At 61.9% G+C, this 19,482-nt stretch carries 23 protein-coding genes; 15 read left to right on the top strand and 8 right to left on the bottom strand.

What is annotated here, in order from left to right; genetic code table 11:
• The first annotated feature begins 5 nt into the window (after positions 1 to 5).
• On the top strand, positions 6 to 479 hold the full coding sequence (locus BM400_RS12670) for a flagellar export chaperone FliS (RefSeq protein ID WP_089839495.1): 474 nt from the start codon (positions 6 to 8) through the stop codon (positions 477 to 479).
• Between the two features lie 49 nt (positions 480 to 528).
• Here BM400_RS12670 and BM400_RS12665 read toward each other — a convergent pair whose 3' ends face one another.
• Both BM400_RS12665 and BM400_RS12660 read right to left on the bottom strand, forming a co-directional pair.
• Positions 529 to 2,277, bottom strand: coding sequence for an ABC transporter ATP-binding protein (locus BM400_RS12665; protein WP_089839494.1), 1,749 nt, complete (start codon positions 2,275 to 2,277; stop codon positions 529 to 531).
• A gap of 83 nt (positions 2,278 to 2,360) precedes the next feature.
• Positions 2,361 to 3,035, bottom strand: a complete 675-nt coding sequence (locus BM400_RS12660; protein ID WP_175529015.1) for an FKBP-type peptidyl-prolyl cis-trans isomerase — start codon at positions 3,033 to 3,035, stop codon at positions 2,361 to 2,363.
• Positions 3,036 to 3,121: 86 nt separating this feature from the next.
• On the opposite strand from BM400_RS12660, the gene BM400_RS12655 reads away from it, so the two are divergent.
• The 3 genes from BM400_RS12655 (at position 3,122) to BM400_RS12645 (ending at position 5,692) form a co-directional block, all read left to right on the top strand.
• On the top strand, positions 3,122 to 4,264 hold the full coding sequence (locus BM400_RS12655) for a dipeptidase (protein ID WP_089839493.1): 1,143 nt from the start codon (positions 3,122 to 3,124) through the stop codon (positions 4,262 to 4,264).
• Positions 4,265 to 4,321: 57 nt separating this feature from the next.
• Positions 4,322 to 5,074, top strand: a complete 753-nt coding sequence (locus BM400_RS12650; protein ID WP_245781853.1) for a peptidylprolyl isomerase — start codon at positions 4,322 to 4,324, stop codon at positions 5,072 to 5,074.
• Positions 5,075 to 5,170: 96 nt separating this feature from the next.
• Entirely contained in the window at positions 5,171 to 5,692 is a 522-nt protein-coding gene (locus tag BM400_RS12645) for a peptidylprolyl isomerase (RefSeq protein ID WP_089839492.1), read from the top strand.
• Positions 5,693 to 5,746: 54 nt separating this feature from the next.
• Here BM400_RS12645 and BM400_RS12640 read toward each other — a convergent pair whose 3' ends face one another.
• The 5 genes from BM400_RS12640 to BM400_RS22075 all read right to left on the bottom strand — a co-directional run bounded on the left by BM400_RS12640 (position 5,747) and on the right by BM400_RS22075 (position 10,037).
• Positions 5,747 to 6,865 (bottom strand): acyltransferase family protein, encoded by a 1,119-nt coding sequence (locus BM400_RS12640; protein ID WP_175529014.1) that lies wholly within the window; start codon positions 6,863 to 6,865, stop codon positions 5,747 to 5,749.
• Positions 6,866 to 6,878: 13 nt separating this feature from the next.
• A complete protein-coding gene (mdh, locus tag BM400_RS12635) occupies positions 6,879 to 7,808 on the bottom strand; it encodes a malate dehydrogenase (RefSeq protein ID WP_089839490.1) in 930 nt (309 codons plus the stop codon).
• A gap of 54 nt (positions 7,809 to 7,862) precedes the next feature.
• Positions 7,863 to 8,249, bottom strand: a complete 387-nt coding sequence (locus tag BM400_RS12630) for a hypothetical protein (RefSeq protein ID WP_089839489.1) — start codon at positions 8,247 to 8,249, stop codon at positions 7,863 to 7,865.
• 70 nt (positions 8,250 to 8,319) lie between these two features.
• Positions 8,320 to 9,750: a glutamine synthetase family protein gene (locus tag BM400_RS12625; RefSeq protein WP_089839488.1), complete on the bottom strand. Its 1,431-nt coding sequence runs from the start codon at positions 9,748 to 9,750 to the stop codon at positions 8,320 to 8,322.
• 140 nt (positions 9,751 to 9,890) lie between these two features.
• On the bottom strand, positions 9,891 to 10,037 hold the full coding sequence (locus BM400_RS22075; RefSeq protein WP_175529013.1) for a hypothetical protein: 147 nt from the start codon (positions 10,035 to 10,037) through the stop codon (positions 9,891 to 9,893).
• Positions 10,038 to 10,205: 168 nt separating this feature from the next.
• On the opposite strand from BM400_RS22075, the gene BM400_RS12615 reads away from it, so the two are divergent.
• The 11 genes from BM400_RS12615 to BM400_RS12565 all read left to right on the top strand — a co-directional run bounded on the left by BM400_RS12615 (position 10,206) and on the right by BM400_RS12565 (position 18,449).
• Positions 10,206 to 11,135, top strand: coding sequence for a carbon-nitrogen hydrolase (locus tag BM400_RS12615; protein ID WP_089841875.1), 930 nt, complete (start codon positions 10,206 to 10,208; stop codon positions 11,133 to 11,135).
• A gap of 166 nt (positions 11,136 to 11,301) precedes the next feature.
• On the top strand, positions 11,302 to 11,775 hold the full coding sequence (locus tag BM400_RS12610) for a cupin domain-containing protein (protein ID WP_089839486.1): 474 nt from the start codon (positions 11,302 to 11,304) through the stop codon (positions 11,773 to 11,775).
• 59 nt (positions 11,776 to 11,834) lie between these two features.
• The gene (locus BM400_RS12605) at positions 11,835 to 12,419 is read left to right on the top strand and encodes an outer membrane beta-barrel protein (protein WP_089839485.1); all 585 of its coding nucleotides are present in this window, start codon (positions 11,835 to 11,837) and stop codon (positions 12,417 to 12,419) included.
• 29 nt (positions 12,420 to 12,448) lie between these two features.
• A complete protein-coding gene (locus tag BM400_RS12600) occupies positions 12,449 to 13,540 on the top strand; it encodes an agmatine deiminase family protein (protein ID WP_089839484.1) in 1,092 nt (363 codons plus the stop codon).
• A 101-nt stretch (positions 13,541 to 13,641) separates the two neighbouring features.
• The gene (locus BM400_RS12595; RefSeq protein WP_089839483.1) at positions 13,642 to 15,468 is read left to right on the top strand and encodes a choice-of-anchor D domain-containing protein; all 1,827 of its coding nucleotides are present in this window, start codon (positions 13,642 to 13,644) and stop codon (positions 15,466 to 15,468) included.
• A gap of 204 nt (positions 15,469 to 15,672) precedes the next feature.
• Positions 15,673 to 15,930, top strand: a complete 258-nt coding sequence (locus tag BM400_RS21710; RefSeq protein ID WP_141223914.1) for a hypothetical protein — start codon at positions 15,673 to 15,675, stop codon at positions 15,928 to 15,930.
• Complete coding sequence (locus BM400_RS12585) at positions 15,927 to 16,205, top strand: hypothetical protein (RefSeq protein ID WP_141223913.1); 279 nt, start codon at positions 15,927 to 15,929, stop codon at positions 16,203 to 16,205. Before BM400_RS21710 ends, BM400_RS12585 begins: the two co-directional genes overlap by 4 nt.
• Before the next feature lie 2 nt (positions 16,206 to 16,207).
• A complete protein-coding gene (tadA, locus tag BM400_RS12580; RefSeq protein ID WP_175529012.1) occupies positions 16,208 to 17,032 on the top strand; it encodes a tRNA adenosine(34) deaminase TadA in 825 nt (274 codons plus the stop codon).
• A 76-nt stretch (positions 17,033 to 17,108) separates the two neighbouring features.
• A complete protein-coding gene (locus BM400_RS12575; RefSeq protein ID WP_089839479.1) occupies positions 17,109 to 17,372 on the top strand; it encodes a GlsB/YeaQ/YmgE family stress response membrane protein in 264 nt (87 codons plus the stop codon).
• A 27-nt stretch (positions 17,373 to 17,399) separates the two neighbouring features.
• Positions 17,400 to 18,173: an SDR family NAD(P)-dependent oxidoreductase gene (locus tag BM400_RS12570; RefSeq protein WP_089839478.1), complete on the top strand. Its 774-nt coding sequence runs from the start codon at positions 17,400 to 17,402 to the stop codon at positions 18,171 to 18,173.
• 21 nt (positions 18,174 to 18,194) lie between these two features.
• A complete protein-coding gene (locus tag BM400_RS12565) occupies positions 18,195 to 18,449 on the top strand; it encodes a glutaredoxin family protein (protein WP_089839477.1) in 255 nt (84 codons plus the stop codon).
• 57 nt (positions 18,450 to 18,506) lie between these two features.
• On the opposite strand, the gene ypfJ is transcribed toward BM400_RS12565, so the two are convergent.
• On the bottom strand, positions 18,507 to 19,448 hold the full coding sequence (gene ypfJ / locus BM400_RS12560; RefSeq protein WP_089839476.1) for a KPN_02809 family neutral zinc metallopeptidase: 942 nt from the start codon (positions 19,446 to 19,448) through the stop codon (positions 18,507 to 18,509).
• Positions 19,449 to 19,482: the final 34 nt, after the last annotated feature.

The raw sequence follows: 19,482 nt of genomic DNA, 5'->3' as shown, positions 1-19,482 counted from the left end.
GACCCATGAACCAGAGCAGCTATCGCAACCAGACCCTGATCGGCGCAACCGGCGTCGAGTTGATCGTCGCGCTCTACGATGCGTCGATCCGCTTTCTGTATCGCGCGATCACGGCGGTCGAAGACGGCGACGTGACCGCGCGGCGCGACGCGGTGAAGCGCTTCCTCGACATCGTGATGTACCTGCAGGCGCGTCTGCGGATGGATCTTGGCGGCGACACCGCGACCACGCTCTCCGACTTCTACTCGGCGATGTTTACGATGTCGCTCGAGGCCTCGCACGCGGCTTCCGTTGCGCAGTTCCAGGAGGTCATCGCCTGCGTGAAGAATGTGCGGGACGCGTGGGTGATCGTTGCGCGTGACCCGGCTGCGGGGCGTGTTCTGCCGCGCGAACTGCGCACGCGAGAGGAACGGTTTCTGCCGCCGGCGGAAGCTGCTCCGAGTCAGACTGCATCGGTCGCGAGCCGTTGGTCCGCCTAGAAGCCATGTCGTGCCGGAAGCGTCCGCTGCGCGAGGGACGGTCAATTGCTTAGCGTGTGACGGCCAACTCTTCTTCCAGCCTCTGCTTTTCGAAGAGTTCGGCATAGGGGCCATTCATCGCGAGCAACTGGTCGTGCGTTCCCAGCTCGACGACACGACCGGCGTCGAGCACCGCAATCTGGTCGGCGTTGCGCGCGGTCGAGATGCGATGCGAGATCAGCACCGTCGTCCGGCCCTGCATCACGTGGCGCAGACCGCCCAGAATCTGCTCTTCCGTGTAGGTGTCCACGCTGGCAAGGGCGTCGTCGAGGATCAGGATGCTGGGATCGCGCAGCACCGCACGCGCGATGGAGGTTCGCTGCTTCTGTCCCCCCGAGAGCGTCACGCCGCGCTCACCGACCATCGTCTCGAAGCCCTTGGGGAACTCTTCGATCTCAGTGCGGATATGCGCGATGCCTGCCGCAACCTTTACCTGCTCCACGGTTGCGTCGGGAACACCGAAGGCAATGTTCTGATGGATCGTCGTGGAAAACAGGAAGGTCTCCTGCGGGACGAACCCGATGCCCTCGCGCAGCGTTGCCAGCGGATACTCGCGAATGGGTGCGTCGTCGATCAGAACCATACCGGGCTTCGCGTCGTGCAGCCTCGCGATCAGACCGACGAGCGTGGACTTGCCTGATCCCGTCGGCCCGACAACGGCCAGACTGGTTCCTGCGGGTACCGTGAGGTCGACATCCTTCAGCACGTCAGGTCCGTCGCCGTAGGCAAAGGTGAGTCCGCGGAACTCGATGCCGCCCTTTACTGGGCCGGCGGAGGCGACGGCCTCCGGACCATCCTGGATGGCCGGAACCTGCTTCAGCAGCTCGTCGATACGCACGATCGAAGCGGTGCCGCGCTGAAAGAGATTGACGACCCAGCCGACCGCGATCATGGGGAAGGTAAGCTGCACCATGTACACGTTGAACGAGGTGAACTGGCCGACCGAGATCTGGTGCGAGACGACCTCGTGCCCACCAACCAGAAGCGTGATCATGAGCGAGATGCCGAGCATAAACTCGAGCGTCGGCCAGAGCATGGCCATCAGCCGCACGAGATGCAGGCTGCGCCCGATGTATTCCCTGTTGGCAATCTCAAACTTCTCGATCTCCGCCTCTTCCTGCGCGAAGGCGCGGATGAGACGGGCGCCGGCGAAGTTCTCCTGCGCCTTGGCGGAGATGTCGGAGAACATGGCCTGGATGCGTTCGAAGCGGCGATGAATCCGGTTACCGAAGACCTGCACGATGACCGAGGCCATAGGCAGAGGCACAAAGGCAATGAACGTGAGACGCGGGCTGATGCGGTACATGAACGGCAGCGCCGCCACCGTAAAGACGATGGTGTTGGCCGAGTACATGATGGCCGGTCCAAGCAACTGTCGCACCGCCGACAGATCGTTCGTGGTGCGGGCCATGATGTCGCCCGTGCGATGCGTGTGATAGAAGCTTGCGGGTTGCCGTTCCAGGTTGGCAAAGAGGTCGTTGCGAAGATCGAATTCGATCTCACGCGAGGCGCCGATGGTGACCTGGCGCGTGGTGTAGAGAAACACCGCCGAGAGCACCGCAATGCCCAGCAGACGCAGCCCGTGGTGCATCACCTTGGATTCAGTCAGACCATGCTGCATGTCGTCGATGGCGTGACCGATCACCAGCGGGATCATGACTTTGATGACGTTGTACAGAATCGTCGAGACGCTGCCCCAGGCGAGGCTCGGCCAGTAACGTTTCAGATAAGGCGCAAGCGGTCGCAGACGATCGAACATGGAATTCCCCCGGCAGGCTATCAGATGAAGCAAGGGCGGCCTCGGTCGCTAAGAATCAGCCGATCCCGGGACCGCCCTGGAGATTACTGCTTGGTTGGAGGAGGCGTTGCGGTTCCTGTGGGCGCTGGCGTCGTCGTTGCCGGGGCCGGGGTAGCAGGAGCCGTGGTGCCGGTGGCTGCCGGAGCTCCCGCGGGAGGTGGCGTGGCCGGCTTGGCCGGGGGAGGCGTCGCACCCGCCGGAGGAGCCGGGGGCGCGGGAGGCGTATCCGACATGGCCAGAAGCTCCACGTCGAAGATCAGGTTCGACTTGGCCGGAATGACCGGGTTGCCCTGCTCGCCGTAGGCAAGCTCATACGGGATAAACAGACGGCGCTTTCCGCCGATGTGCATGCCCTCGAAACCCGTGTCCCAGCCGGCAATGACGCGCTTGGCCCCGTACGGAAAGGTGATGGGCTGGTTGCGGTCGAACGACGAATCGAACTTCTTGCCGGTCGTCAGGTAGCCGGTGTAGTTCACGGTGTACCACTTGCGCGGCACGGCCAGCTCTCCTTTACCCACGACGGTGTCGATGTAGCGCAGCGCGTAGAGCACCTTGGGCACGCCAACCACCTTGGGTACGCCCGGAGGCGCATCGAGGGAGGCAGACGTGGGCTTCTTCGCGGCAGGCTTGGCGGTCGTGGAGGCTGTATGGGGCTTGGGAGCGGCCGTCTGGGCGAAGACGGAGGTCGTGGCGAGGAGAAGGAGAACCGCAGGCTTCATAGGTGGGACCATGATAACCGCTCACCCTCCGCTTGTTACAATCGAGGCAAGGCCGAACCCCAAGCCGGCCAGGAAAGACGGTCACCTTGAGCCAGGGTCTCACCTCAGAAGAAGTCCACCGCAGCGCCATCGTCCTCGACACCCACGCCGATACACCACAACGCTTTGTGGACGAGCGGTGGGACTTTACCGGGCCGCTCGCCGGCGGCATGCTCTCGCTCGAGACAGCCCGCAACGGCAACCTTGCAGGGGAGCTCTTCGCCCTCTGGGTCGAGCCCACGCAGTGGCAGGGACGCTTCGCCCACCGCGCTTTTTCGCTGCTCGACGGCCTGCTGGAGCAGATTCGCCTCCACCCCGAGGCTATGGTCCTCTGCACTACCGCGGACGACGTTCTGGCCGCACACGCCTCCGGGCGCTTCGCCGCCATGGTCTCCATTGAGGGAGGCCACGCCATTGAGGCCGATCTTGGGCTCCTGCGACTGTTTTATCGCCTCGGCGTCCGGGCCATGACGCTGACCTGGTCCAACACCAACGAATGGGCGGACTCCTCCGGGGATATCGACGACCCTGCCGTCGTCCACCACAATGGACTGACCGACTTCGGCCGCGAGGTGATCGCGGAGATGAACCGCCTCGGCATGATCGTCGATATCTCTCACGTCTCCGACAAGACTTTCTGGGACGTCCTCGAGGTCTCGAAGGCACCGGTCATCGCGTCGCACTCCTCCGCACGGGCACTGACGAACTCCGCCCGCAACCTGACCGACGAGATGCTCGTCGCGATCGCCAAGACGGACGGCGTCGCCATGGTGAACTTCTACCCCGCCTTCATCGACGAGGACTACCGCCTTGCCTGGAGCGCACAGCGCCCCGAACGACAGCGTGCCCACGCGGCGTTGGAGGAGGAGTACGCCGGCCGGCCTGTTCCCTTCGCGGCCTCTACCCTGATCGACCGCGAGCACACCGCGCGGCTTCCGCGGGCTCCCTTTTCGTCGCTGATCGACCACTTCATGCATATGATCCAGGTGGCAGGCGTGGACCACGTCGGCATCGGCACCGACTTCGACGGTATTCCGCAGCCCCCGGACGGCATCGACTCTGCCGCCGATCTGCCGCGCATCACCGCAGCCCTCCTGGAGCGCGGCGTCAGCGCCGAGGACGTCCACAAGATCCTCGGAGGCAATTTCCTCCGCGTATTTCGGGCCGTCCAGGCGGTCGCCCAGCCATAACCAACTTTGCTCCCCGCAGTCCAATGGAGTAGCCTTGTGGTTGGTTTGAGGATATTGATGACTGTTCGCGCTTCGATGACGTTCCGCCTGCTGGCTGCCCTCTCCCTCGCCAGCGCCGTTTCCGCCTTTTCACAGGAAAAACCGGCTCCGGCACCTGCCAACGATCTTCCCGACGCACCGTCTCCTACCGAGCACGTTGGACCGCCTGTCGTGCCCAATGGCCCAACCGTCGTCTTCGACACCACCATGGGCCGGATGACGTGCAAGTTCTATGCCAGGGAGGCGCCACTGACGGTTTCCAACTTCATCGGCCTTGCAACAGGCACCAAGGAGTGGATCGAAGAGGAGACCGAGCAGAAGAAGCACACGAAGTTCTTCGACGGCACCACCTTCCATCGCGTGATCCCCGATTTCATGATCCAGGGTGGCGATCCGCAGGCGACCGGTATGGGCGGCCCCGGCTACTACTTTCGCGACGAGATCGATCCGGGCCTCAACTTCGACGTGCCTGGACGCCTGGCGATGGCCAACGCGGGCCCGGGCACCAATGGTTCGCAGTTTTTCATCACCGAAGTTCCTACGCCGCAACTCAACGGCAAGCACACCATCTTCGGCCAGTGCGACGATGATGCCGTCCAGGTGGAGAAGGCCATTGCGCGCGTGGAGCGCAATGCAGACGATAAGCCGCGCGTGCCGGTCGTAATCAACAAGGTGACGATCGTCGGCGAAGGCCAGCCACTGCCTCCCCTGCCCCCGCAACCGGCAGCACCGCCGCAGAAGCCGGCGATGCCGCCTCCTTTGCCACACTAAGTTTTCGCACAAGTTCCTGAATCTTTGCATCGAACGGCAAAGATTCCTTGATCACTCACCGCGCTCGTCTATTGCGCGCCAACCAGGAGAAGAACAATGCCTACCAAGCCCGGCACTTACGCCACCTTCAAAACCAGCGAAGGCACTATCGTCTGCGAACTCTTCGAGGCCGACGCCCCTCTTACCGTTGCCAACTTCATCGGCCTGGCCGAGGGCACCAAGGAGTGGACGAGCCGCTCGAAGAAGGGCGACAAGCTCTATGACGGAACCATCTTCCATCGCGTGATCCCCCAGTTCATGATCCAGGGCGGCGATCCGGAAGGCACCGGCATGGGCGGCCCCGGCTACAAGTTCGCGGACGAGACCAAGGGCTCGAAGCACGGCTTCCAGCAGCCCGGCAAGCTGGCCATGGCGAACGCCGGCCCGAATACCAACGGCTCGCAGTTCTTCATCACCGTCACCGACACGAGCTGGCTGACGGGCAAGCACACCATCTTCGGTGAGGTTGTCGAAGGCTACGACATCGTCGAGAAGATCTCGAAGGTGAGCCGCGACGGTATGGACCGCCCCAAGACCCCGGTGGTGCTTGAGTCGGTCACGATCGATCGCATCGCGTAAGCTTTTGCTTTCAGCATAAGAGGACCCGTCCAGAGAAGCTTCGGATGGGTCCTCTTATGCGTGGGCTACAGCCGTCTTTTTGCCCTTCATCCGGTGTGTGATCGGTAGCTCGACCCAGCGATAGACCAGCTCTCCCACCAGCAGGCACAGCGCCGCTGCAAAAACCCACTCCACGGCATAGCCAGAGCGGTCCAGTCCGCGAAAATGGGACAAGAGGGACCCGATGCCTGCCAGTGTCATCGTGTGGGTGAGGTAGAGAGAGTACGAAGAGTCGCCAAGCTCAAGCATCCATCGTGGAATCCAGCGCCGAAGGTCAGCCTCAAGAGCGATGGCAGCAGTCACCATCGCCAAAGCAGCCAGCCCCCAGACCAGGATCCGCGTCCTCAGGACATTCTCATCCGGGGAGAGTTCGATTACCGCGAAGGCCAATACGATCGCAGCATAACAGAAGATCTTCTGACTGCTGCGACGGGCATGCAGTCTCGCAGTAAGCTGTGCTATAAGCACACCGTACAGAAACTCCATCAGGATGGGACTGACGAGTGAGAGAGCAACCGGCAGACGGTCGGCAAAGACAAACCCAATCAGACTCAACAATAGAATTACGGCGGAAACAAAAGGCACCATGCGGAGGCGCATTCCAAGTGCGGTCGCCACGATGAGGTAAAACAGCATCTCGTAGTTGAGGGTCCAGCCAACAATCAGAATCGGCAACACCTCGCCCTTTGCCCCGATACTCGGGATAAAGAGATACGACGCAGCGACGTGCCATGCTCCTTGCGCAAGCAGCCCGCCGGCAGCCGGAACCACCATAAGCAGTCCAAGTTTGACCGTGGTGGCCAGCCAGTACATCGGCACCACACGCCTGATCCTTTTCCAGAGGAAAGTGCGCATCGGATGCATCGAGCGCAGAAGCGTGCGCGACGACATCGTCATCACAAATCCGCTGATGACGAAGAAGATATCGACTCCCGCGCCACCGCTAAATCCCGGCCCTGAGATACCGGGAAAGTGATGGTTCATCGTCTGGGTCGTGTGCAGCGCGACCACAAGAACTGCAGCGACGCCACGCAGCGCCTGTATCGAGAAAAAGGTCCCCTCGCCGGACACGGTAGGGAGTTCCAATCCCTTCGTGTCCGGCAAGAGGACCTCATGGTTCGCAGCTTCTTCCAATGAGCCTCCGGGGCTACGCGACACCAATCACGGTGCAGAGTTCCTTGACCGAGTCGGCCGACTTCTGCAGAGCAGCCTGCTCGTCCGCCGTGAGCTTGATCTCGATGATCTTCTCGAGGCCCTTCGCGCCCAGCTTACAGGGCACGCCGACGTACAGACCGGAGATGCCGTACTCGCCCTGAAGATACGCGGCGCAAGGAAGAATCTTCTTCTTGTCCTTAAGGATCGCCTCGACCATCTCCACCGCGGCGGCGGACGGAGCATAGTAGGCCGAACCGGTCTTAAGATGCTTCACGATCTCCGCGCCGCCGTTGGCTGTGCGGGTCTCGAGCTCCTTCAGACGATCGGGGGCGATCAGCTCCGTGATGGGGATGCCGGCCATCGTCGAGTAGCGCGACAGGGGAACCATCGTGTCGCCGTGTCCGCCGAGGACGAACGCCGTGACGTTCTCGACCGACACCTGCAGCTCGTCCGCGATGAAGGTGCGGAAACGCGCCGAATCCAGCACGCCGGCCATGCCGATCACGCGCTCACGCGGAATGCCGAGCTTCTTGAACGCCGTCTGCGCCATCGCGTCCAGCGGATTCGAGACGATGATGAAGATGGCGTTCGGCGAGGCCGCCAGCGCCTTCTCGGCAACCTGACTCATGATGCCAAAGTTCGTATTCAACAGGTCGTCGCGGCTCATGCCCGGCTTGCGTGCGATACCAGCGGTAATCACCACGATGTCCGAGTTCGCCGTATCCGCATAGTCGTTCGTGCCGACGATCGTGACATCGCGCTTCTCGATCGGCATGGCCTGCAGCAGATCAAGTGCCTTGCCCTGGGGCACGCCCTCCACAACGTCGATCAGGACCACATCCGCAAGCTCCTTGGCCGCGATCCAGTGTGCTGCCGTAGCCCCTACATTTCCTGCTCCAACGATCGTGACCTTCTTGCGCATTGCGTTCCGTCTCCTGTTTGGTGAATCAATTTCGTTGCAACCAGTTTAGACCTCTCAGACGTCACTTCGCTCGTTCACAAGCCCTAACCGCAGCAACCGTGCGGTGATCGCACCGCGGGTGCGTCCAAGCTCCGCCGCGATAGCCTGTACCGGGCGGCGCTGCGTGAAGAGAAAGCGGAGTTCGTCGTCCTGTGCCCGGTCCCAGCCCTCACCCATCCGCTCCGGGCGCTTCCCTTTCGCGGGCTTCTGCGGCTTGCTGTTCGTCTGGATCTTCGGTGCCGGGGTCTTTCCACCCAGCGCCTCCAGCGCTACCTGGAAGGCACGAATCACCTCGGGACGATGCACGACCTCGCCGCGGTGCAGAGGTTTCCCCGACTCTGGATCCGCCCCCTGGAGGAGCGCCTTCAAAATGAACTGTGCCGCTACCTTATCTCCACCCATACTGCCTCCAAAGCGAAAGGGCCCCGACCAGAGTCGAAGCCCTTTCAATCTACAGCGTAGAACGGACCACTTAGAACTGGCCCCAGAGGAGCTGGTTGTAGACCTCGTGATGGAACTGAACTTCGCAGGCCTTCACGACGGTGCCAAGCAGACGCGGGCAGCGATCCGCCGAAGCCTGCTTCAGATCCGCGTAGCGAGCCTTCACATCTTCGCCGAGCAGCGCGGTCGTCCAGGTCGCACTCCGGAAATCCTCGAGCGCCGTGTAGATGTTGTCCGGCAGGTACCGCTCTGCCTGGCGCAGATTCTTCATCTTCGAGATCTCGCCGTCGAGGCCGGTCTTGAAGACCGTGTAGAGCACCATGTACGGGTTCGCATCCGGTCCAACCGAACGAACCTCGACGCGCGCCGACTTCTCGTTGCCGATGGGAATACGAACCATCGAACCGCGATCGGTGGCCGAAGCCTTGATCTGGTTCGGCGCCTCGAAGTGCGGATCGAGACGGCGGTAGGAGTTCACGCTGGCATTCAGCAGCAGGCAGATGTCGTTGCCATGCGTCAGGATGCGGTCGATGAACGTCCAGCCGAGCTTGGAGGTCGTCTCCTGGCCCTTTGCATCGTAGAAGAGGTTCTTGCCGTTCTTGGTGATCGACACGTTGGTGTGCATGCCCGAACCGTTGACGCCGGTCACCGGCTTCGGCAGGAAGCTGGCCGTCATGCCCATCTGGGTTGCGACCTGGCGACAGATCAGCTTGTAGAGCTGAATCTGGTCGGCAGCCGTCACCACATCGCCGTAGGTGTAGTTGATCTCGAACTGCGAGGGAGCGACTTCCGGGTGATCCTTCTCGTTTTCGAAACCCATCGCGCGCTGAATCTCCGAGCACGTATCGATGAACTCGCGGAGCGGGTCGCCAGGCAGCGAGTGGTAGTAGCCACCCTTGTTCACGTACTCGAACACGCCCGTTTCGTGGAAGGTGCGTTCGGCTTCGACGCCGTCGAACAGGAAGCCTTCGATCTCGTTGGCGGCGTTCAGCGTGTAGCCGTTCTTCTCGAACTGCTCCTTTGCGAAGTTCTTCAGCACGCCGCGCAGATCGCCGATGTAGAAGTCGCCGTTCTTGTCGATGACCTCAGCGAACACCAGTACCTTGCCAGGGCCGAAGACATCCGCCGGAACCCAGTAGAACGCGGTCCAGTCGATCCCGAGGCGGAGATCGCTCTCCTTCTGCGCCGTAAAGCCGCGGATGGACGAGCCGTCGAAGGTCAGATTGTCATAGCTCTTGACGAAGAACTTCTTGTCGTAGTCGAGCATGTGCAGACGGCCTTCGAGGTCCGAGAACACCAGCGTCACGGCCTTGATCCGCTTCTCCTCGATCAGGTACGCCAGACGCTCTTCCTTGATCACCTCGGGGTCAACGCGCTTCTTGCGCTGTTCCTTGGCCGCCAGGTTCAAAGTTTCCAGTTCTTCGTAGGACAACTCAAGAAAATCGCGAAATTCGCTCGACATGATGCTCCTTTAAAAGTGAATCCAGAGGAATTGTTAAGACCGATAGCCGTACGAGAAACCCACTGCAAGACAGAATGTTCCCGAGAGATAAATTTATCAGATTGTCGCGTCAAGAAGCTGCAAAGACGCAGCCAATTGCCCTAAGCCAGTGCAGCCGGCTCCAGCACCTGGTGGATCCGCTTGCGTCCCATCGCCTTTGCCTCGTACAACGCCGCGTCGGCCCGCATCGCCAGATTCTCTGCAGCGGAGGCCAGTTCAAACAAGCTCACCGGGTGGTGCAAACGCAAGCCGGAAGAGCCTCGTCCCTCGCCCGCAGGAAGAGTGTGGACGGCTTCCCCGCGCGCTCGTTGCGCTCTCAGGAGCCCGGGGACCAAAACTCACTCTCCAAGCATCGAATAGTGGAATAATGAAGATTGGCGCTTTGCCCCGAAAACCGCGCCGTGGAGATTCGTTTCATGCCAGCAGAAAAGAAAGTCATCGGCCTCATCCAGATGTCCATGTCGGCTGATCCAGCCGCAAACCTCGACAAGGCCGCCGACCGCGTCCGCGAAGCCGCTCGCCAGGGCGCGAACCTGATCTGCCTCCCCGAACTCTTCAACGCGCAGTACTTCTGCCAGCGCGAAGATCACGACCTGTTTGAACTCACCGAGTCCATCCCCGGCCCCTCGACGGAGCGTCTCTCAGCCGTCGTGCGCGAAGAGAAGATCGTCCTCGTCGCCAGCCTCTTCGAGCGCCGCGCACCCGGGCTCTACCACAACACCGCGGCCATCCTCGACCACACGATTGGAGCCAAAGACAACATCGCCGGAAAATATCGCAAGATGCATATCCCCGACGATCCGCTCTACTACGAGAAGTTCTACTTCACCCCCGGCGACATCGGCTTCCAGTCGCTCGCAACCAGCCAGGGCGAAGTCGGCACGCTCATCTGCTGGGACCAGTGGTATCCGGAGGGCGCACGCATCACAGCGCTCAAGGGGGCGGAGGTCCTCTTCTTCCCCACCGCCATCGGCTGGCACCCGTCTGAGAAGGAAGAGTACGGAGCTCCCCAGTACGACGCCTGGCGCACCATGCAGCGCGCTCACGCCATCGCCAACGGAGTATTCGTCGGCGCGGTCAATCGTGTCGGCCATGAGCAGGGCGATGTCCTGCTCGCCGATGGCCTCCACAAGGGGCCATCGGGTGCCGGTCTAGAGTTCTGGGGTGGAAGCTTCATCGCCGACCCCTTCGGCCGCATCCTCGCCGAGGCCTCGCACACCGAAGAGACGATCCTCCTCGCCGAGGTCGATCCGAAGCTCTCCGAGATCACGCGCCAGCACTGGCCGTTTCTGCGCGACCGCCGTATCGATGCCTACGGCGGTATCACCAGCCGCTTCCTCGATTGAAGATGCCGTTGCACCTGCGAAGGGCCTGCGCCCAGGCCCTTCGCAACCGGAACCGAGAGTCTTTTCCCGCAACATGGGGTTACTGCTTCGTAGGCTCCCACAAACTCAGAATTATTCCGTTGTTCAGTAAACCCGATTCGGACCATTGCCCGTCAGAAGAGGCGTCATGAAACTCGGCATTATCTTCTCCCTCGCCCTTGCCGTCAGCGTTCCCGCCTTCGCGCAGGAGCTCGACCCGTCGCCCCACAGCGCCGCCGACATCCAGAAGCGCTCCGCCGTCCTCATCGACAAGGCCAAGACGTCGACCACCGGACTCGCCCTCGATGTGCTCGATGAGCTCACCACCGCGCGCACCCTTCTGGTAGTCCGCGTCAAGACCGGTCAGGCTGAGCGGCATCTCCTCTGGGCCGACCAGATGGTCATTCTCTCCGGCACCGTCACGCTTGTGACCGGAGGCGTGATGGAAGCGGAGAAGCCGAACGGGACCCTGCAGGGCGAGAGCCTCGGTGCCAGCCTCACCGGCGGCAAGGAGATTACGCTTCATGCGGGCGACATCGTTCACGTGCCGCCCAGCGTCCCCCACTGGGTCAAGCTAGCGCCCGGCACGACCGCCACATACCTCGTCTTCAAGGAAAAGTAGCGGCCGGAGCCTCAAATCAGGCACTAGCACCCTTACGCGTGAGAGGCTACGCTCGAACGGTGCCGTCGATCGGCGCGCCGGAGCTCACGATGAACCGCCTCTCCCAAATCCTCCGCACCTTCATCCCTCTTGTGATCCTCGCCGCTGCCACACGCGGGCACGCCCAGGTCGGCATCTATGGCACCCTAAACGCCTCGCACGTCGACAATCCTTCCACGGCACAGTCCATCAGCTTCGGCGGCAAGACCACGGACTATTGGAGCACAGGCTTCGGCGTAGGCATCTACTACGACGCGTACCACCTCGGCCCCATCTCGCTGGGGCTCGATCTCCGCGGTTCCGACGCCAAGCAGGTCAAGACCGGCCTGGGCGGTGTCCGCCTCGCTATCCACCCGCCCATCCTTCCACTGAAGCCGTACGTCGAAGGCCTCGTCGGAGGCACCAACTCGACCAACATCTACAACACGGCCAACACCAACTTCGTGTATCAGGTTGTCGGCGGACTCGACTACACCATCATCCCCCACTTCGACTTCCGCGCTATCGAGATCGGCTACGGCAAAATCTCCAGCGGCATCACGACCGCCTCTACGCCGCGCAGCACCCTCATCAATGTGTCGAGCGGCATTGCCATCCACTTCTAGCTTTCACAGAACTCTCGTAAACTAACCAGATGACCGACGCCCGCCCCACCCCACGCCAGAGCCACTACCGCATGCCGGCCGAGTGGGCCCCGCACGCCGCCACCTGGATCGCCTGGCCCCACAACGCCGAGGACTGGCCCAACAAGTTCCAGCCCATCCCGTGGGTCTACTGCGAGATCGTCCGTCACCTCTCCCGCGTGGAAGACGTCCATATCCTCGTCAACGACGTCTTCGCCGAACGCCGCGCCGCCACCATGCTCAAACGCAACGGAGCTAACCTCGCGCGCCTGCACTTTCACCACTGGGCCACCGACCGTGTCTGGCTCCGCGACTCCGGCCCCATCTTCGTCAAGAACCCCGATGGCGACCTCGCGATCACCAACTGGAAGTTCAACGGCTGGGCCAAGTACGAGAACCACCGCCGCGACAACCTCATCCCGAATCACGTCGCCAAGCTCTACGACATGCGCGAGTTCTGCGCCTTCGCACCGCTCCCCACAGGTGGCGAACACCGCCTTGTGCTCGAAGGTGGCTCCATTGACACCAACGGCGCAGGCATCCTGCTCACCACCGAAGAGTGCCTGCTCTCGAAGATCCAGGAGCGCAACCCCGGCCTCGGCGACGAGTCCCGGACCCGCGCCACCATCGAACAGGCCTTCGCCGACTACCTCGGCATCGAGAAGACCATCTGGCTGAACCGCGGAACTGCCGGCGACGACACCCACGGTCACATCGACGACATCACCCGCTTCGTCGGCGAAAACACCATCCTCACCTGCGTCGAGCCCAACACCAAGGACGAGAACCACCTCCCGCTTGCCGAGAACCTCGACCGCCTCCGCACCGCCCGCAATCTCGCCGGCAAACCCTTCCAGATCCTCGAGCTCCCCATGCCCGAGCCTGTCATCTTCGAGTCCCAGCGCCTCCCCGCCAGCTACGCGAACTTCTACATCGCCAACGAGATCGTCCTCGTCCCCACCTTCAACGACGCCAACGATCGCGTCGCCATGAATCTCATCGCCGACTGCTTCCCTACCCGCAAAATCATCGGCATCCACTGCGTCGATCTCATCTGGGGTCTCGGTGCCCTGCACTGCATGACCCAGCAGGAGCCCGCTTAGCCCAGCCGGGAGAAAAGAAGGCAAGCCTTCGGAAGCGCTGAGATCGCTGCTACGATACACCGACAACACCACGTCATTCCTAAGCAGCACAAAGGTCCCCAATGATGCAGCGCCTGCGCCTGAGCCTCCCCGTTTTCTTTACTCTCGCCTGCCTTGCGGGATGCAGCAATGCGACACGCGTCGCAACAACCGCTGTGCCAGCTTCAAGCACAAGCCTCCACGGCTCCCTCCACGGCGGGCAGCAGCCCATCGTCGGTGCCACGATCAACATCTACGCGGTAGGAACCACAGGGGACGGCTCCACGGCCTCCTCCGTCCTCGCTTCACCCCTTACCACCGACAGCAACGGCTTCTTCGACCTCTCCAACAAGGTCACCTGCCCCTCGCCCACGTCCCTGCTCTATCTTGTCGCCACCGGCGGCAACCCAGGCGTCGCCCCACCCTTCTCCGGCGCCCAGATCTCGCTCATCACAGCCCTCGGCCAGTGCGGCAACCCCAGCAACATTCAATTCATCAACGTCAACGAAGTCACGACGGTCGCCGCCATCTTCGCGCTCTCTCCCTACATGAGCGGCCTCACGGCCATCGGCTCCGGCCCCGCCGATGCCTCCACACTCGCTGACGCCTTCACCCTCGCCTGGCAGTACGCCGATATCACCACCGGCAGTTCGCCCGGCACCGGCGTTTCCAGCGATACGGTCATACCAACCGCCCAGATCAACACCCTCGCCAATCTCCTCTCCGCCTGCGTCAACTCCGCGGGCGGCACGGCAGGCGACACTTCCTTCTGCGGCCAGCTCTTCACCCTGCTCACCCCTGCAAGCACAGCCCCCACCGACACCGCGATGGCTCTGCTCAACCTCGCCCAGAACCCGGGCATCAACACGAACGCTCTCTACACCCTCAGCCCCCCAACCGCTCCCTTTCAGCCCAGCCTCACCGCACGCCCTGCCGACTTCAGCCTCTCCGTCACATCCCCCTTCGGCATCCAGGCCTCGGCCTCCGCGATGTCCTTCGGCCCTATCTTTGTCGGTGGAACCACGCCGGTTCAATTCCTCGATTTCACCCCCAATCAATATGCCTACTTCAGCAATTTGAATTTGTCCCTCGTCGGCCCAAATGCCAGCGACTTCGCCTTGTCCGGCCCGCCGGACGTCTCCTGTATCAGCGACAACTCGCTCTTCGAAGGCTACCCGTGCGTCCTCAACGTAACCTTCACCCCATCTGCCGCCGGGGTCCGGCGTGCCTACCTCATTGCCAGGTACAGCACCGAATTCTTGACGAACGGCTTGATCGTCATTCCTTTCGTCGGAACCGGCACCGTCTCCGCCCCAGGTCCTCTCACCATCTCGCCCAGCACGTTGAATATGAGCATCTACAACGACCCGCAGACGGTCTTCGTGACAAACTCCAACACCATCCCCGTCACGATCACGTCCATTACCGCCGGTGGCAGCGACTACACCCAGACCAACAACTGCGGAAGCGTCCTTCCGGCCAACTCCACCTGCGGCATCTTTGTGTCCATGCATCCCGACCAGTTTCCAGCCAATGGTGAATTGGACATTGCCAGCAGCGCCTCCTCGACTCCTCAAACTGTAGGACTCGCCTATCAGGCTGGTGCCTCCTTCATCCCGCCAGACTCCATCGACGTCGGCGCCCACACCGTCGGGACGGAAGGCGTTTACACCTATTACGGCCCCGCCGACCGCACCGGCGGATCCGCGTCGCTCAGCATCTCCGGCCCCAACGCCTCCGACTTCTCCTTCGATGCGGTGAATCAGCAGAGCACCCTCGATTGCCGCTGGGGGCCGTTTGATGCCTGCACCTTCACCGTCTACTTCACACCCTCCGCAACCGGGCTTCGGACGGCCACCATCGCCGTGTCAGGTGTGGGCAACATCCCCATCTCAGGAACCGGCCAATAGCGATTCCCAGGATGACGCTTCGACACGTCCACCTTCGGCAAGGAGTGCTTAAAAAAACAGATAAGGTCTGGCCCCCGCTACCATGGGCGCGAGCTCGTTCCTCTATTTTCTTGGGCACTCCAGGGACTCTCATGTCCCGGAGCCATGTACGCCTCTTGCTTCCCGTTCTTACCATTCCCCAGGCCACCAACGTCACGAATATCAATGCAAACAACGTCCTCTCCTTCTCTGGGAGCCAACCCCACCGACTACATCGTCACGAACAACTCCACCGCCAACGTCGTCCATGGCAGTGCCTGCACCCCAACGTCCAACGTCTCCTTCGCGCCGACCACACCCGGCACCCCCACCGCCTCCCTCCAGATCCTCTCCAGCTCCTCCTCCTCTCCCCCGACATCGTTCCGCTCAGCGGCACAGCTATGGATCCGCCGTAAAAGGATCCGCCGTAAAATCGAACCATGATCGTTGACGAAGAATCCGTAGAAGAGTTGTTCACCACCCACGACCTGGAGGGTCTCATCGCCGAGGGCGCGCCCGCCGACGAGTACGAGCCCGAGATGGAGCAGCTCATCGAAGCCCTCGCCCAGATCCCCACCGGCGAAGCCAGCCAATCGAAGATCGTCGCCATCCTCACCGACATCTGGCGCAAGGACTTCTCCGCCACCGAAGACCACCTCGAAGCCCTCCGCCCCGGCTTCGAGGCCCTCGCCGATACCCTTCTCGAGCACTACGACTGACCATGGAGACCGACGAGCACTATCTCCGCGCCGCCATCGCCGCAGCTCGCGCCGCTGAGGCGGACGGCGAAGTCCCCGTAGGAGCCGTGGTCGTTCACGCGGGAAAGATTATCGCCACCGGACAGAACCGCGTTATCCGCGACGCCGACCCCACCGCCCATGCGGAGATCGTCGCCCTCCGCGCCGCGGGCAGGGTGCTCGACAACTACCGGCTCGAAAACTGCGACCTCTACGTCACGCTCGAGCCCTGCGCCATGTGCGCCGGGGCCATCCTGCATGCGCGCATCCGCCGCCTCGTCTACGCCGCCTCCGACCCCAAGGCCGGGGCCTGCGGATCGGCGCTCGCCGTCATGAACCACCCACTCCTCAATCATCGCGTCGAGGTCGCCTCAGGCCTTCTCGCGGACGAGTGCGGAGCCTTCCTCACCGCCTTCTTTCGCGCACGCCGCAACGCCGTCAAGGCCTCCCGCATCCAACCCGCGCAGGAGGCCGTGCTCATGCCCACCAAGAAATGGTCAGCCAAGGTCACCACCGACTCCACCCATCCCCACCAGGGCCTCTTTAACGAGGATGCCGAGAGTATCGCCAAGTCCCTCGCGACGAAGGAAGTGTCTCCAAAAGGGCCCGCGTCCGGCATGCGCATGTTGAACTTTTATATCAACCGTGCCGGCAAGAACCTGCCTGAGGCCCGCGTCCAGGAGCTCGAGAAGGCCAAGACCATCCTTTCGGCCATGATCGCGACGAGAAAACCCGCGGCGAAGAGTGCAAAGAAGGCTGCGGCAAAGAAGACACCGAAAAAGACTGCGAAGAAATCCTCAACAAAATGAGCTTCCCGCTGCGCGCGAAGCCAAATTCTGCATCCATTCCTGTAGCCACGCCATTCTGCAGCACAGGAGTGTACCCATGCCCCACGGCATCATCATGACCATCATCATCGGCTTCATCATTGGCGTTATCGCAAAGATGATCATGCCCGGCCGCGACCCATCCGGCTTCATCGCCACCGTCCTCATCGGCATCGCCGGCAGCTTCCTCGGCACCTTCATCGGCCGCTCCATTGGGCACTACGACCGCACCGAGAGTGCCGGCTGGCTCATGTCGATCCTCGGCGCGCTCATCCTCCTCGCCCTCTATCACCTCATCAACCGCAGCCGATCGCGTTTCTAGGGCATCTTGTTATAAGGAGTTTTCTTTATGTCCGACCGTCTCAAGGGTAAAGTAGCCATCATCACCGGATCCTCCTCGGGCATCGGCCAGGCTATCGCCGTCCGTTTTGCCCAGGAGGGTGCCACCGTCGTCATCGACTACCGCAACCATCCCGAAGGTGCCGACGCCACCAAAGCCCAGGTCGAGGCGGCCGGAGGCAAAGCGATCACCGTCCAGGCAGACGTCTCCAAACTCGCCGATACCCAGAACCTCGTCGACCAGGCGTGGTCCCAGCTCGGCGGCTGCGACATCCTCGTCAACAACGCTGGCGTCGAGAAGAATGCGCCCTTCCTGGAGGTCACCGAAGCCGACTACGACATGGTCCTCGACGTGAACCTCAAGGGCGCCTTCTTCCTCACGCAGGCCTTCGTCAAGCGCCTCGCCGCAGCGAAGCTCCCAGGCCGCGTCATCAATATCTCGTCCGTCCATGAAGACATGGTCTTCCCCAACTTCACCAGCTACTGCTGCTCCAAGGGCGGCATGCGCATGATGATGCGCAACCTCGCTGTCGAACTCGGCCCGCTCAACATCACCGTGAACAACATCGCCCCGGGAGCCATCAACACTCCCATCAACGCCTCTCTGCTGGCCGACAAGCCGAAGCTCAACGCCCTGCTGGCCAACATTCCGCTCGGACGCCTCGGCAAACCCGAAGAGGTCGCCGGTCTGGCCCTCCTGCTGGCATCCGAAGACGGCGGCTACACCACCGGTTCAACCTTCGTCGTCGATGGCGGTCTCATGCGCAACTATCACGAACAGTAGGTGGAAAGGTAAACTAGGGCCATGGAACTGACCGTATACTCCGCCTCCTGGTGCCGCGACTGCCGCGAGGCCAAGAAGTTTCTCACCAGGCACAATATCCCCTTCACCGAGGTCGACATCGAGCTTGTCCCCGGTGCCGCCGACGAGGTACTCGAAAACGTGGGCAAGCGCGCTATCCCGCAGTTCGTCCTCGACGGCAAATGGATCCAGCCCTACAAGCCCGGACGAGGATTCCTCCATGCAGAGATGGCCGAGCTCTTCAACGTAAAGGAATAGCCTTCCAACGGAAAAGCCCCGGCTCTCATTAAGAGAGCCGGGGCTTTTCATTGGGCCTTACTCATTCCCAGCAAATGTATTGCACGAATCGATCGTCCCCCCGCTCAACCCGCGGTTGAACCACTTCTCCCGGTCCGCCGAGCTGCCGTGCGTAAACGTATCCGGCCTCACCGTGCCGCCCTGCATGCCCTGAAGATGGTCGTCACCCACTGCAGCCGCTGCCTTCAGACCACCGGCAATATCGTCCGTGTGAATAAACCCGCGGCTCTCTCCACTCTTCGCCCATACCCCTGCAAAGCAATCCGCCTGCAATTCCACCTTCACCGAGAGCCGGTTCCGGCCAGAGGGATTCTGCTGGTTCGCCCGCTCGACCTTCTGCTCCGTTCCCAGCAGATTCTGGATGTGATGCCCAAGCTCATGCGCGACGACATAGGCCTGTGCAAACTCCGCACGGCCACCCCCAAGCTGAGCCAACTGATCCCAGAAGCTCAGGTCCATATAGATCTTCTGATCCGCGGGGCAGTAAAACGGCCCTACCTGTGACTGCGCCGTGCCGCATCCTGAATAGGTCGCATTCCGGTAGAGAACGACCTTGGCCCGACGGTACTGCACACCCTGCTCCTGCAACGTCTGCGCCCAGAACTTCTGTGCATCGCCCAGCACGAACGAGACCAGTTGCGCCGACCGGTCTTCCGTCGGGGAAGCATTCACGCGTCCGGAGGAGCCCTGCGTCGATCCATACTGCGACCTCGGACCACCCGGCCCGTACTGCGAAGAAGGAGGGGGCGCACTCTGCGTCGAGCCCGAAGAGCCCCCGCCCAGATAGCTCCCGATATAGTTATGTCCCGTTACCAGGCTGACGATCACCAACACGACCACGCCGATGATTCCTAAGCCACCCCCACCGCCGCCGCCAAACCCGCCGAATCCTCCACCACCACCCGAATCCCCACGTCGATCCTCAACATCGTCACTCAACCCGCCAGGCGTCCAATCCATCGTTCCCGTCCTCCGAAAATTCGTACGTTCCTAC

It is taken from the genome of Granulicella pectinivorans (assembly GCF_900114625.1).
In the GTDB taxonomy this organism is placed as follows: domain Bacteria; phylum Acidobacteriota; class Terriglobia; order Terriglobales; family Acidobacteriaceae; genus Edaphobacter; species Edaphobacter pectinivorans.
The sequence above is the reverse complement of the archived record's forward strand: the minus strand, read 5'-3'. Positions and strand labels throughout refer to the sequence as shown.